The sequence below is a fragment of the Cellulophaga sp. Hel_I_12 genome (assembly GCF_000799565.1).
Taxonomy (GTDB): Bacteria; Bacteroidota; Bacteroidia; order Flavobacteriales; family Flavobacteriaceae; genus Cellulophaga.
In genome coordinates, this window is the sequence record NZ_JUHB01000001.1 from 1,326,980 (window position 1) to 1,340,893 (window position 13,914).

Consider the following 13,914-nt stretch of genomic DNA (forward strand, 5'->3'; position numbering starts at 1 on the left):
ACGCTCCGCTTTATAACCAATTTTCAATATTTCGACATTAACGTTCAATCATTTATCTCTTTAAAAAAAGAGACTAACTAAATCATTAATTTATGAAAACGATTACAACAACAAAGTACGGAAAAAATATTCTTTTTTTAGCAACTTTATTTTTAAGTACTGGGCTATTTGCTCAGGAAGATGATGAAAAAAAACCGCTATCAATCACAGGTAGTGTGGATGCCTACTACAGAACTAATTTGAGTTCAACTGATGTAGGATCGCAAGCACCAGGGACCTCGTTTGCCGATGAAACAGGTTTTGCCCTAGGTTTCGCTAATTTAATTGCAAGTTATGAAGGTGCAAAAACCGGTGCTGTGGCTGATTTAGCATTTGGACCTAGAGCGTTGCAAGCTGTTGGAGGTGATGCTGGAATCTTTGTAAACCAACTATACGCCTACTGGAATGTAACTGAAAAAACAACCCTAACCTTAGGACGGTTTAATACGTATTTAGGGTACGAAGTAATTTCTCCAGCAGCAAATTTTAACTATAGTACCTCTTATTTATTTTCTTATGGCCCATTTTCTCATGTAGGTTTAAAAGCTGACTTTGCCGTATCAGAAGATTTCAATGTAATGTTGGCGGTGATGAATGTTACCGATGAAAATTTTAATGGCACAAGTGGCTCTATACCTGGAGCATATTCTTTAGGAGCGCAATTAGGCTACTCTGGCCAGTTTTTAAATTTTTATTATGACGGGAATGCAAAATTAGGCTTTGAAATTGATTACACTGGTGGCTTTGATTTAACAGACAGCTTTTACTTAGGTTTAAATGCAGCATACCAAGATAATGACGGTATTGGCTTTTTAGGAGCAGCTATTTATCCACAATTAGCCACATCAGATAATTTTAAAATAGGCTTAAGAGGTGAATATTTCGCAGAAAATGGTGCGTATGGTGCTATTGGTACAGGTGTAGCGGACTCTAGCGTTTTTGCTGCCACTTTAACTGGCAGTTATACCATTGAAAACTTAATCATTAAACCAGAATTTCGTTTGGATAATGCTTCTGATGCTGTTTTTTTTGATAATGATTTAGCAGGAACTAAAAGCTTATCATCATTTTTAATAGCCGCAATATATTCCTTTTAATAAAATCTTCATTTTATATTTGAAAATAAATGGCTGCTCCTTAAAAGCGGCCATTCTATTTTTTGAAAGCCTTAACCCCGGCTAAAACTTCAATTTTTAATCTATTCACTTCAGGAACAATAGGGCATGCGTACTTTTTATTATAAGCACAATAAGGATTATAAGCTTTATTAAAATCGATAAGAATAGAGTCACCCTCCGGAACTTTCAAGTCTATATACCGACCACCGGTATAAGTTTGGTTTCCATTTGTACGATCCGTAAAGGGAAGAAAAAGATAATCTTTGTACTTTTCTTGCGTAAATAGCAATTGATCTTGATAAATTTCTAATTGATAATCTAAATCCTTAATAGAAAAATACACGGTGCCGTACTTTAAATATTCTGACTCCAAATTGGTTGTCATGGGCATCAAAAAAGGCACGGGTTCTGGGGTCCTAATTAGTTTTGCCCAAACGCTAAAGGTGGTGTCAGGTTCAAAAAAATCTAATCCCTCAAAATCTTTTCGATGTCGATCATAAAGAGGCGATACTTCAGGGTCTTTAAAATCTAAGTTCATTTTGTTTTGAAACTCAAGAATAGTTGTAAGCGCTTGTGTTTTTCCCTGAATTACAGCAGACTCTTGATCTTCATGAAATTTCTTTTTTCCATTACAGCCTAGACCAAACATCAAAAGAATTAGCAAAAAAATTTTCATACCAGTACTTTATCACAAAATTACAATATATAATTTTAGTTCGCTTGGATTATGTTTGTACATTCGGCCTAAATTATCAGCTTATGAAATTCATCTCTTTTTCAAGTTTAATACTATTGATTTTGAGTGTATTGGCCTGTAATCAAAATAACGATGCTAGTAACTCTAAAAATGCAGCTTTAAAAATTAAGCCAGATCGTTTTAATGTAGCCTTTTTAATCATGAATGGCACTTACAATACAGAATTAACTGCGTCATTTGATGTTTTTCAACATTCACAATCTAGTAAAAACATTAAAAGTATGAATGTATTTACAGTTGCCAATACCTTAGAACCAATTACCACATTTGAGGGCCTAAGCATACTACCAGATTTTGATTACACTAAAAAAAACGTGCCAGAAATTGATATTCTAGTGATTCCGGGTGCTAAAGAGCATACCAACAAAAATTTAGAAGATGTAATTATGTTGAGTTTTGTTAAAAAAGTTGATGAAAAAGCGCTATACATGACAAGTTCAAGCGTCGGCGCTTTTGTACTTGCCAAAACTGGTCTTTTAGATACCATAGCTTCAACTAGTTTCCCTGATGAAATCGAAGCGTATCAAACTATGTTTCCAAATTTAAACATTAGAAAAAATTCATTTTTTGTTCATGACGGAAAATACATAACATCAGCAGGTGGCACCAAAAGTTTTGATGCTGCGCTATATCTCTGTGAATTATTATATGGAAAAGAAGTAAGCCAAGAGATTGCTAAAGCGCTACTCCTAGAATGGGACGTTAACAGAATTCCACATTTTATTGTTCGTCGATAGTATATCGGGCGTCTTTCAAGTATTTTTCTACAATTTCATTAAATTCAGGAGCAATTCTCAATAAACCCGTATGTTCAATTTCATACAGTGCTTTTGTATCTGTAAAGCCTACTTTTAAAAGTTCTTCTAAATAAAACAGCGCTGTGCTATAATCTTCATTTTTAGAGCTAAGTGAAATAACGCGCTTATAGCCTTCAAAATCTTTAGGATTTGTGATGGTTTTTAACATCCCCAACAACACCAAACCTTCTTCATCTGTTTCTTTTTCGGCTTGTAGCTGCAAGGTGTTTTTATCCACTAAAAAATTTATAAAACCTTTAAGTCGATTATTCATCTGAAGTTTAAACATACTGTCTTTTGAGTTTTGACGCTCCAATTCTTCCATTTGATATTTCCACCAGCCAAGATTATTAAAATTATAACTAGCAATGTCTTCGTACATCGCATAATCATAATCTTCCCTTTTCAGTAATTCATTAAAAGCTACAGCTGCTTCAGTTTGCTTCATGTTTTTATATATCCTATTTTTTCGGATACTTTTTTGCATGTTTTTTAAATCAGAAATATCACATACCCCTCTGTACACCTCCATGAGTTCTAGGGTTAAGTCATAAGCACTTAATAACCGATTTTGATTAATTAGACCCTGAATAAGACGCACCTTGTCTTGATATTTTTCATTGATAAAACTAGAATCTAAGGGTATGCTATTTTTAGCCATGGCCGAGATGGTAAAAATCTCTAACGAAGTATTGATGTAGTCGTATACCGTAGGTTTATCCATTTGATCATACACAAAAAGCTGATTGGGATATCGCAAGGCATTTAAAACCTTTTCGTCGGACTGCATTTCTTTAAGCTTATAATCGTTCACATCAATAACACCAATATAATGAAACATTTTTTTTGAATTCAATATATCGGTATTTGCTAAGGATCCATTAATGGATAAAACCCCTTCAATAGTAGTAATAAATACAGGCAAAAGAGAAGCAAATTTTGCACTATCAGAGAATCCAGCGGTGTAAATTTGTCGCCCTTCAATGGGAAGGATAGACAATACTCTATTCATCATTCTGCTCGTCACCAGCACATTTTCTTCTATCTTTAAAGAGTCATTTAGGTTATTGGGTGCCGCTAAAATATAACCGTTTTTTTCTGCCGCAGGCATAAACATTTGTACGGCCTGTTTCCCTTTGCCATTGCTATCAAAAACAAATACCACCGGCCATTTTTTAGTGACCTCAAAACTAGTAGGTAAATACAAGGTAAAGGATTCTGAAATAGAATCGCTAATTTTTAAATTTTCTAAAATAGTTCCCTTTTTTAAGCTAAGTGATTGCCCCTGAACTATTAAATTAAAACTTACAAATAAAAGGCTGATTACTATTTTCTTTACCATATTTAATGCGCTGGAGTGTTATTTCAAAATTTTTTACTATACCTAGAATATGCTTTACCAACTAAAAAATCACCTCTATTTTGGTAAAATAATATCTATCCTAGTCATCAAAAACCTCGCCAATTTTTTCTTTTAAAAATACAAAATTAACCGTATTCCAAAGTTAAATAAAAACAAAATATTCAATTAATCATTTATTCTTCTTGCCTATTGGGGCATCTGAAACAACTTCTGATAATATAATATGTGTTCGTGTTTCTCCATATTGGATTAATTTATCAATAAATTTTTCCAAATGAAATTGATCTTTTAAAACCACTTCCATAATAATATTTTCATTGCCTGTAATTCGGTAACAATTGATGACCTCTTCAAAAATTTTTACAGCTTCTAGAAAAGGTTTTAATTTTCCCATAAAAGCTCGTAAGGTAATAATAGCCTTAAGCTGGTACCCCGTCTGGGTGTGAGAAATAATGGTTTTGTAGCCATTTATGATTCCCAAATCTTCCATCTTTTTTATGCGCTCTGCCACGGCAGGCGGTGTTAGGCCTACTTGGCGACCAATAGTGGCAAAAGATGCTCTTGCATCTTTCTGGAGCAGTTCTAGGATTCCCCAATTTAATTCATCAATCTTTTGATTCAATAGTAAATAATTTAAAAATATTTGTTTTCAAAGGTAAATTATAAAAATCACTTTATAATATTAAGACAAAAATTTGATTCTGTTCGTAATTTTATAAAAAAATTGCTCAAAATGTCTTCTAGAAATCTAACAACGCTTCCTGTGTACCGCAAAGCAATGGATTTATGCTTTATCAGTCGAGAGATTGTTTCTTATGTAACCAACAATAAAGATTTGTTGTATCTCTACAAATCTAACTCTTTTCGAGATAGTATTGCAGATGCAATTTTGACAGATGCAATTTTAATACCGCAAAAAATTGCTCTCGCAGAGCGCTCTTCGTGCGACGCTATAAGGAATACTACGCTTCTTCATATCAATATCATGACCAAAAATATTCTTTCGTATTGTAGAGGTCTGGAAAAAGATGGTGTTAAAGAAAGAGAATATATTAGCCTACTTAGAGACGAGCTAAAAAAATTCAGGAAATCTTATAACATATGGAAACGTTCTTTGTAAAACGTTTTCAACATTCCCATAGCCCCTTCCGAAGAAGGGGAATAGTTTAAGGCAAGAAATTTATTTGTTTTGACCTTATATTCTTGAGGTCAAAAGCGGTATGTACGCTTGTTCCTTGATTACATATTTCTTCTATACTGGCCACCAACTTTAAATAGTGCGTTGGTTATTTGTCCCAAAGAACTCACTTTAGTCACTTCCATTAATTTTTCAAAAATATTATCATTTTGCACCGCAGCTTTCTGTAATTCTGATAATATATGTTCTGATGTTTTCTTATGACGCCCTTTTAAGTTTTCTAAGGTTGAAATTTGTGTTTCCTTTTCTTCTTCTGTTGCCCGAATCACCTCTATAGGCAAAACCGTAGGTGAGCCCTTTGAACTTAAAAACGTATTCACCCCAATTATCGGGAACTCCCCATTATGCTTTAAAGTTTCATAGTACAAGCTCTCTTCTTGAATTTTAGAACGCTGGTACATGGTTTCCATAGCACCCAAAACGCCACCACGTTCTGTAATTCTGTCAAATTCTAACAAAACAGCTTCTTCTACCAAATCAGTTAACTCTTCTATGATAAAAGAGCCCTGTAACGGATTTTCATTTTTTGCTAAACCAAGTTCTTTATTGATGATTAATTGAATCGCCATGGCTCGGCGAACAGACTCCTCGGTAGGAGTCGTTATCGCTTCGTCATAAGCATTCGTATGTAAAGAGTTACAGTTGTCATAAATGGCATACAAGGCCTGTAATGTAGTCCTGATATCATTAAAATCGATTTCTTGTGCATGCAAACTACGACCCGAGGTTTGGATATGATATTTTAACATTTGCGCTCTTGGATCTGCTGCGTATTTTAGTTTTAAAGCTTTAGCCCATATTTTTCGAGCCACACGACCGATTACTGCATATTCAGGATCAATTCCGTTGGAGAAGAAAAAGGATAAATTAGGTCCAAAGGCATTAATATCCATGCCCCTACTTAAATAATATTCTACATAGGTAAATCCGTTTGACAAGGTAAACGCTAATTGCGTAATAGGGTTAGCACCCGCCTCTGCAATGTGATATCCGGAAATAGAAACAGAATAAAAATTACGCACCTGATTTTGAATAAAATATTCCTGCACATCACCCATAAGTCGCAGGGCAAATTCTGTCGAAAAAATACAGGTATTTTGTGCCTGATCTTCTTTTAAAATATCTGCCTGAACAGTACCTCTTACTTCTTTTAAGGTTTTATTTTTTATGGTGTTATATACTTCTAAGGGCAACACTTGATCTCCTGTGACACCTAAAAGTAGTAAGCCTAAACCATTATTTCCTTCAGGAAGTTTTCCTTGGTACACAGGTCTTTTTTCTTCATTCCCTTTATACAATTCAGTGATTTTAGCTTCTACCGCTTCTTTTAAGTCGTTTTCTAAAATATACTTTTCACAGTTTTGATCTATAGCAGCATTCAAAAAGAAACCTAATAACATGGGTGCTGGGCCATTGATGGTCATACTTACCGAAGTGGTAGGATGTGACAAATCAAAACCAGAATATAATTTTTTAGCATCATCTAAACAGCAAACTGAAACGCCTGCATTCCCAATTTTTCCATAAATATCTGGACGTTTATCAGGATCGTTGCCGTATAAGGTAACAGAATCAAAAGCCGTGGAGAGTCGTTTTGCGGGTAAGCCTAAACTCACATAATGAAAACGTCTGTTGGTTCGTTCTGGTCCGCCTTCCCCTGCAAACATCCGCGTAGGATCTTCGCCCGTTCTTTTAAACGGATAGAGACCGGCAGTATAAGGAAACTCACCAGGTACGTTTTCTTGCAACATCCATTGTAACAAATCGCCCCAAGCTTTGTATTTAGGCAAAGCTACTTTCGGAATTTTAGTATGCGACAACGATTCGGTATGGGTATCTAATTGCAATTCCTTGTCTCGTACTTTAAAGGTGTACATTGGGCTTTTATAACGCTGAACAGTTTCCTCCCAATGCACAATAGCTTCCCAATGGTAGGCATCTAAATCTAGCTTCACCCGATCAAATTCCTTGATTAACAAGCCTAAAAAAGATTTAGTATCAGCCAGTGCTTCTACCTTTTGTAAGGCCCTTTCATCCAATCCGTTTTTAGATAAATAAGCTGATTCTGCTTCATTTTGTTTTATATTCAACAAGGATAAAATAGCTTGAAAAATACCATAAAGTCGCTGTGCTACGTGCACTTGTGCAATTACATTATTATCATAATTTCTATTATTCTCCGCTATTTCAGATAAGTAACGTGTTCTGGCTGGCGGAATTACAAAAGCGTGTTCTGTACTTTCATTAAGAAACTCAAAAGTAGAGTTCAAATTAGCCTTTGCAATATCTACTAATTTCTGCATCAATACGCGGTACAATCTATTGGTTCCTGGATCATTAAACTGGCTTGCCATAGTTCCAAAAATTGGCAATTCGTCTTGATGAACATCCCAAAGGTTATGATTGCGCATATATTGTTTTTTTACATCACGCAACGCATCTAAAGAACCTCTTTTGTCAAATTTATTAATCGCCACTACGTCTGCAAAGTCGAGCATATCAATCTTCTCTAACTGCGTTGCAGCACCAAATTCGGGAGTCATCACATATAATGACACGTCAGAATGTTGAATAATCTCCGTATCTGATTGCCCGATTCCTGAAGTTTCTAAAATAATTAAATCAAAACCAGCTACTTTTAAAACATCTACAGCCTCTTCCACATATTTTGACAAGGCCAAGTTCGACTGTCGCGTGGCTAAGGATCGCATGTACACACGGTCGTTATTTATAGCATTCATTCGGATACGATCTCCTAAAAGAGCTCCCCCTGTTTTTCTTTTTGAGGGGTCAACAGAGATTAAGCCGATTGTTTTCTGTGGAAAATCAGCTATAAAACGACGAACCAATTCATCCACCAAACTCGATTTTCCAGAACCACCAGTTCCTGTAATCCCTAGAACAGGTACTTCATGTTCACTTTTTAGGCCCGAAAAGTGTTTTTTAAAATCGTCATGCCTGTTTTCCGCTAATGAAATTAAGCGCGCAATGGTGTTGACATCCTTTTGTTTCAATGCTTCTTCAACAGAAGTGTTTTTAGGAAGCCTTAAGGCTGGTGTTTCAAAATCGCTTTGTTGCACCAAATCGTTAATCATTCCTTGCAAGCCCATGGTTCTGCCGTCATCTGGAGAATAAATCCGAGCAATACCGTAGTCCATCAAGGCTTTTATTTCTTCAGGTAGAATGACACCACCGCCCCCTCCAAAAATTTTAATATGCGTAGCTCCTCGTTCTTTGAGCAAATCGTACATGTACCTAAAATATTCATTATGCCCACCTTGGTAGGAGGTTAGCGCAATGGCATTAACATCTTCCTGAATGGCACAATCCACCATTTCTTGCACACTGCGATCGTGGCCTAAATGAATGACCTCGACGCCTGTTGATTGAATAATTCGCCTCATGATGTTTATGGCAGAATCATGGCCATCAAAGAGGGAGGCTGCAGTGACAATACGAATTTTATTTTTTGGGGTATACGGTGCTATTTGTTCCATTAGTAAAAAAAGGTATTTTTATGGATTGCAATTTACGAAAAATGCAAAGATTTTTATATGTTATTTATAATATTGTAAAAATTTGTATCCTATGGGTGCTATCGTTTTCAATACCATAATTTTACATCTTAAAACTACATCTTGAAAACAACTATCTTGATTCATTGCCCCGACAAATCTGGAATAATTTGTTCCGTTACTGGCTTTATTCATGCGCAAGGCGGTAACATTATTTACATTGATCAGCACGTAGACAAAGAATCTGACGAACTTTTTATGCGCTTGGAAAGTGAATTTTCAGAGGAAAAGTTTAGTATCAGCGAATTTAAAGAAAAGTTTAGTACTGATTTAGCTGAAAAATTCACTATTAAATGGAGTCTTCATACGGATGATAAAAAACCTAAAATGGGCTTATTCGTATCTAAATACAACCATTGTTTATATGATTTACTAAGCAGGTTTAATTCTGGTGAGCTTGCGGTGGAGATTCCCTTTATTATCAGTAATCATAAAAATCTAGCGTATGTCGCTGAGCAATTTCAAATTCCCTTTTACCACATACCTGTTACCAAAAACACCAAAGAGGAAGCAGAAAATCAACAACTAGCGTTATTGCAAAAATATCAAATAGATTTTATTGTATTGGCACGCTACATGCAAATCGTAACGAATAAGATTATCAACGAGTTTCCGTATAAAATTATCAATATTCACCACTCCTTTTTGCCTGCCTTTGCTGGCGCAAAACCTTATCATGCGGCTTATGAACGCGGTGTAAAAATTATTGGAGCCACTGGCCATTATGTAACAGAAGCCTTAGACGCCGGACCCATTATAGGGCAAGACATCGTTGCAGTGTCACATACAAATACCATTGAAGATTTTATTGCCAAAGGCAGAGATTTAGAAAAAATTGTTCTAGCAAGAGCTGTAAAATTGCACATTCAAAGAAAAACTATGGTGTATCAGAACAAAACCGTAATATTTTCGTAAGGTTTTAAAATTAACTATAGCTTTGTAAAAAATAATACAATGAAATTTAAAGTATTGGTCATCAGCAGTTGTTTTTTCTTTTTAGGTTGTGCAGAACTGCAGCAAGTAGTTAATCAACTTCCGCAAGGCGGCACTATTGGCAATGACCAAATAGCGAATGGCCTAAGAGAAGCGCTAAATTTTGGCATCGATAAGCAAGTTCAGAAATTGACTCAGGAGGATGGGTTTTTTAAAAACGAATTAGTAAAAATAATACTTCCAGAAGAATTGCAAAAAGTCGACAACTCATTGCGAAAAATTGGCTTAGGAAATTTAGCTGATGAAGGCTTAAAAGTTTTAAACCGAGCCGCTGAAGACGCCGTGAAAGAAGCTACCCCTATTTTTGTGGCTGCTGTAAAAGAAATTACATTTAACGATGCCAAGCAAATATTGTTAGGATCAAATAACGCCGCTACAAGCTACTTAAAATCTTCAACCGAATCAAAATTGTATGATTCTTTTAAACCCGTTATTGGCAATTCATTTAGCAAAGTTGGGGCCGACCAAATTTGGAGTAACCTTATTAATAGGTACAACAACATTCCGTTTGTGTCTAAAGTGAATCCAGATTTAACCGAATATGTAACCCAAGAAGCCTTAAATGGAGTCTTTACTATGATTGCAGTAGAAGAACAAGAAATTAGAACAAAAGCTTCATCACGAACTACAACTTTGTTACAAAAAGTTTTTGCCCTTCAAGATGAATAGTAATTTATTAAAAGCTAAAATACTAAATTTAAAAAAACTGCGTTAAGATATTAGAAGTATAGATAACTATTTGCTAATGTTTAGGTAACTTTAGAAAACAGGTTTCGTACTACTTTTGAAAACAATATTTGAGTTTAGTAATTTTTTGAGTTAGTTAGTCTAAAACCGGTGGGAGCACCGGTTTTTTTATTTTAAGTTCATTATGAATACTTTTAAAAAAAAGTAAATTAATGCAATTCAAAGATTTTATGAGTGCTTTTTTTGTGAAACATACGATTCTGTAAAGAATCAAAATGTTTTGTTAATGATTTCTTGTTTGTTTAACTTTTTTTTAAGACTTTAGCTGTATAAATTCAAAATAAAAAAATGAAAACAAAACTCAATTTATTATTGATTATTTTGGCTGCACTTTTAAGTCAGGCCGCTATAAGTCAAAAAAAGACAATCACAGGAAACGTAACTGATGATGCAGGAATGCCATTACCAGGAGTGAATGTTTTGCTAAAAGGCACAACAACGGGAACACAAACTGATTTCGACGGAAATTACAGCATTTCTGCTGCAACAGGTGACGTATTAGTATTTTCGTTCTTAGGGCAAAAAACAGTACAAAAAACTGTTGATGCCTCTTCTGTAATCGATGTAATAATGCAAGAAGATGCATCGCAACTCGATGAAATTGTAGTAGTTGGTTATGGTACGCAAAGCAAGCGAAATTTAACTGACAATATTTCAAAATTAACTTCTTCTGATATTTCCGAAGTGCCGAATCCAAACCTTCAAAATGCACTTGTTGCTAAAGCAGCAGGTGTTCAAGTAACGCAAACCAATGGAAAGGTTGAAGGAGGAATAAATATTAGAGTAAGAGGAGCTGCTTCTGTAAGTGGAGGCACACAACCCTTATATGTTTTAGATGGTATCCCTTTAATTGACCCAACAAGCGATATTGGTGCTATTGGTAATGGAGCGCAAACAAATCCATTATTAACCTTAAGTGCTAATGAAATTGAATCCATAGACATTTTAAAAGATGCTTCTTCTGCCGCTATTTACGGTGCTAGAGGTGCCAATGGTGTAGTATTAATCACTACAAAAAGAGGTAAACAAGGAAAAGCACAATTTACATTTAACCTTTCTCAAGGTTTTAGTGAACCTACCAATGTTAGAAAGTGGCTTAATACAGAGCAATATATAGAATTATTTACTGAAGCCGCCATCAATGGATTGGGTCCGGTAGACGGCATCGATGAAGCTGAAGCTACTTTTGATTTTTTAGCTGGAGATACGGATTGGAGAACAAGAGAAGTTGATACCGATTGGTCCAAAGAGGCTTTTCAAGATGGCTACCAAACAGATGCTGATTTTTCTGTTTCGGGTGCGGATGCTAAAACATCTTATTTTTTCTCAGGAGCCTATAACAATACGACTGGTATTATTAGAGATAACTCATTAGAAAGAGCAAATGCAAGAACTAATGTAAGTCATCAATTTTCTGATAAATTTAAAGCGGGAATGAACTTAAGTTTCTCTAGAACAGAAATAGATAGGATTGCGAATGACAATGCTTTTGCTACACCTTTACAAGCTATTGCACAATCACCACTATCACCAGCGAGATTAGCAGATGGATCGCCTAATCCGGGAACACTTTACGGAAACTTTTTACTAGACGCTGAAAACGCCTTTTTTAAGACTATTATCAGAAGAACTGTCGGTAAAGTTTTTGGAGAATATACTTTTATTCCAGGCCTTAAACTTAATTCTGATTTTTCTTATGATCTTTTTGCTCAGACTGAAGATAATTTTAGAGGGTCCGGAGCTCTTTTCCAATCTACAAATGGAGAAGCTTTTGCTTCCGATTTAAATTCTGAAAGCTATACCTATAGTAACTACGCCACTTTTGATAAGTCTTTTAACGAAAGGCATAATTTTAATGCTGTAGTAGGTACAGAATTTATCAAATACAATAGAAGAATTACAAGTGTAACTAGCCAACAGTTTCCATCTGATGATTTATCTACCGTAAGTGGTGGAGCGGAAATTACTGCTGGTACTGGTGTTCAATTACAAAGTACATTTTTATCCTATTTTGCTAGAGCGACGTACGATTTAGATGGAAAATATTTATTTAAAGCCAGTGTTAGACGCGATGGTTCATCTAGATTCGGTGAAAACCAAAGGTTTGGTACTTTCCCTGCTTTCTCGGCAGGTTGGATACTTTCTGATGAAACTTTCCTAGAAGATTTTGAAGCTTTGTCCTTTTTAAAATTAAGAGGTAGCTGGGGACAATTGGGTAATGCCGATATTGGTGGTGATTATCCATCCTTATTTTTATTTTCTGGAGTTTCGTATAACCAAAGACCAGGTATAGCGCCTGTTCAGCCAGGTAACAATAACTTAACTTGGGAAACATCCACACAAACTGATATTGGTATTGATTTTGGTTTTTTAAATGGTGCTCTTTCAGGAGAAATAGATTACTACCAAAAAAATACGGAAGATTTATTATTTAGCGTTCCATTAATCCCTAGTTCTGGTGCGGCAAGTATTAATCAAAATATTGGTACCTTAGAAAGTCACGGTTTTGAATTTGTTTTAAATTCAAAAAATATAACTACAGAAGACTTTAGTTGGTCGTCAAATTTCAATATTAGCAATAATATTATTGAATTAGCTTCTTTACCGAACAACAACGCAGATATTGTAAACGGATTAAATATTAACCGAGTGGGTGAATCTGTTGCAGCATTTTATCTGAGAGAATATGCAGGAGTTGATCCCGATAATGGAGACGCTTTATACTTTCTTAATACAGAAAACCCAGATGGTTCTTTAAACAAAGAAACGACCAATAATGTTAATGAAGCACAAAGAATTGTGGCTGGGAATCCTTTTCCTGAAGTTATTGCTGGTTTAACAAACACACTTTTGTACAAAAAATTCGATTTAACATTTACCTTCCAAGGGGAATGGGGTGCAAGTATATACAATAACGGTGGTCGTTTTCAATCAGTTAATGGTGATTTTTATGACAACCAAAGCATTGACCAATTAAATAGATGGCAACAGCCAGGTGATATCACCAATATTCCACAGGCCCGACTATTTGGAGGTAATGGCTCAGCCCAATCCACTAGATTTTTGGCTAAAGCTGATTTTGTGAGGTTGAGAAATTTAAGTTTAGGGTACAGCTTACCTTCTCAAGTTATAGAAAAAATGAAAATATCTAAATTGAGAGTTTATGCCACAGCTATAAACCTTTTAACATTTACAAATTACCCTTTTGAAGACCCAGAAGCTAGAAGTGATGTGGAAGGTCAAAACAGCCCAGGTCAGACCTTTTATTCTGCGCCTCCTGCCAAGACTATATCAATAGGTGTTAATGTTAATTTTTAAGATTAGAAA

The 13,914-nt window shown here is 35.2% G+C and carries 10 protein-coding genes; 6 read left to right on the plus strand and 4 right to left on the minus strand.

Annotated features, from left to right (window positions below; genetic code table 11):
* Positions 1-92 precede the first annotated feature (92 nt).
* Positions 93-1,136 carry an outer membrane beta-barrel protein gene (locus tag GQ45_RS06060; RefSeq protein ID WP_047416000.1) on the plus strand — a complete coding sequence of 348 codons (1,044 nt, stop codon included), beginning with the start codon at positions 93-95 and terminating at the stop codon, positions 1,134-1,136.
* A 55-nt stretch (positions 1,137-1,191) separates the two neighbouring features.
* On the opposite strand, the gene GQ45_RS06065 is transcribed toward GQ45_RS06060, so the two are convergent.
* Positions 1,192-1,833 (minus strand): DUF1684 domain-containing protein, encoded by a 642-nt coding sequence (locus GQ45_RS06065; RefSeq protein ID WP_047416001.1) that lies wholly within the window; start codon positions 1,831-1,833, stop codon positions 1,192-1,194.
* An 83-nt stretch (positions 1,834-1,916) separates the two neighbouring features.
* On the opposite strand from GQ45_RS06065, the gene GQ45_RS06070 reads away from it, so the two are divergent.
* Positions 1,917-2,651, plus strand: coding sequence for a DJ-1/PfpI family protein (locus GQ45_RS06070; RefSeq protein WP_047416003.1), 735 nt, complete (start codon positions 1,917-1,919; stop codon positions 2,649-2,651).
* Here the strand turns inward: GQ45_RS06070 and GQ45_RS06075 are convergent.
* Both GQ45_RS06075 and GQ45_RS06080 read right to left on the minus strand, forming a co-directional pair.
* Positions 2,635-4,053 carry a hypothetical protein gene (locus GQ45_RS06075; RefSeq protein WP_047416005.1) on the minus strand — a complete coding sequence of 473 codons (1,419 nt, stop codon included), beginning with the start codon at positions 4,051-4,053 and terminating at the stop codon, positions 2,635-2,637. The two genes, GQ45_RS06070 and GQ45_RS06075, sit on opposite strands and share 17 nt — an antisense overlap.
* Before the next feature lie 190 nt (positions 4,054-4,243).
* Positions 4,244-4,696 carry an Lrp/AsnC family transcriptional regulator gene (locus tag GQ45_RS06080; protein ID WP_047416007.1) on the minus strand — a complete coding sequence of 151 codons (453 nt, stop codon included), beginning with the start codon at positions 4,694-4,696 and terminating at the stop codon, positions 4,244-4,246.
* Positions 4,697-4,807: 111 nt separating this feature from the next.
* Between GQ45_RS06080 and GQ45_RS06085 the strand changes: the two genes are divergently transcribed.
* On the plus strand, positions 4,808-5,194 hold the full coding sequence (locus GQ45_RS06085; RefSeq protein ID WP_047420094.1) for a hypothetical protein: 387 nt from the start codon (positions 4,808-4,810) through the stop codon (positions 5,192-5,194).
* Positions 5,195-5,313: 119 nt separating this feature from the next.
* Here the strand turns inward: GQ45_RS06085 and GQ45_RS06090 are convergent, their stop codons facing one another.
* Entirely contained in the window at positions 5,314-8,769 is a 3,456-nt protein-coding gene (locus GQ45_RS06090; RefSeq protein WP_047416008.1) for a methylmalonyl-CoA mutase family protein, read from the minus strand.
* A gap of 141 nt (positions 8,770-8,910) precedes the next feature.
* Here GQ45_RS06090 and purU point away from each other — a divergent pair, with 141 nt between their 5' ends.
* The 3 genes from purU (at position 8,911) to GQ45_RS06105 (ending at position 13,905) form a co-directional block, all read left to right on the plus strand.
* Positions 8,911-9,762 (plus strand): formyltetrahydrofolate deformylase, encoded by an 852-nt coding sequence (purU, locus tag GQ45_RS06095; protein ID WP_081980886.1) that lies wholly within the window; start codon positions 8,911-8,913, stop codon positions 9,760-9,762.
* A gap of 39 nt (positions 9,763-9,801) precedes the next feature.
* Positions 9,802-10,509 (plus strand): DUF4197 domain-containing protein, encoded by a 708-nt coding sequence (locus tag GQ45_RS06100; protein WP_047416012.1) that lies wholly within the window; start codon positions 9,802-9,804, stop codon positions 10,507-10,509.
* A gap of 366 nt (positions 10,510-10,875) precedes the next feature.
* A complete protein-coding gene (locus GQ45_RS06105; RefSeq protein ID WP_047416014.1) occupies positions 10,876-13,905 on the plus strand; it encodes a TonB-dependent receptor in 3,030 nt (1,009 codons plus the stop codon).
* Positions 13,906-13,914 lie beyond the last annotated feature (9 nt).

What these genes read in the sequence shown, in the direction of transcription:
- GQ45_RS06075 (WP_047416005.1), bottom strand. Translation starts at nt 4,053, where the DNA reads ATGGTAAAGAAAATAGTAATCAGCCTTTTATTTGTAAGTTTTAATTTA.
- GQ45_RS06085 (WP_047420094.1), top strand. Translation starts at nt 4,808, where the DNA reads ATGTCTTCTAGAAATCTAACAACGCTTCCTGTGTACCGCAAAGCAATG.
- GQ45_RS06105 (WP_047416014.1), top strand. Translation starts at nt 10,876, where the DNA reads ATGAAAACAAAACTCAATTTATTATTGATTATTTTGGCTGCACTTTTA.
- GQ45_RS06100 (WP_047416012.1), top strand. Translation starts at nt 9,802, where the DNA reads ATGAAATTTAAAGTATTGGTCATCAGCAGTTGTTTTTTCTTTTTAGGT.
- GQ45_RS06070 (WP_047416003.1), top strand. Translation starts at nt 1,917, where the DNA reads ATGAAATTCATCTCTTTTTCAAGTTTAATACTATTGATTTTGAGTGTA.
- GQ45_RS06060 (WP_047416000.1), top strand. Translation starts at nt 93, where the DNA reads ATGAAAACGATTACAACAACAAAGTACGGAAAAAATATTCTTTTTTTA.
- GQ45_RS06065 (WP_047416001.1), bottom strand. Translation starts at nt 1,833, where the DNA reads ATGAAAATTTTTTTGCTAATTCTTTTGATGTTTGGTCTAGGCTGTAAT.
- GQ45_RS06090 (WP_047416008.1), bottom strand. Translation starts at nt 8,769, where the DNA reads ATGGAACAAATAGCACCGTATACCCCAAAAAATAAAATTCGTATTGTC.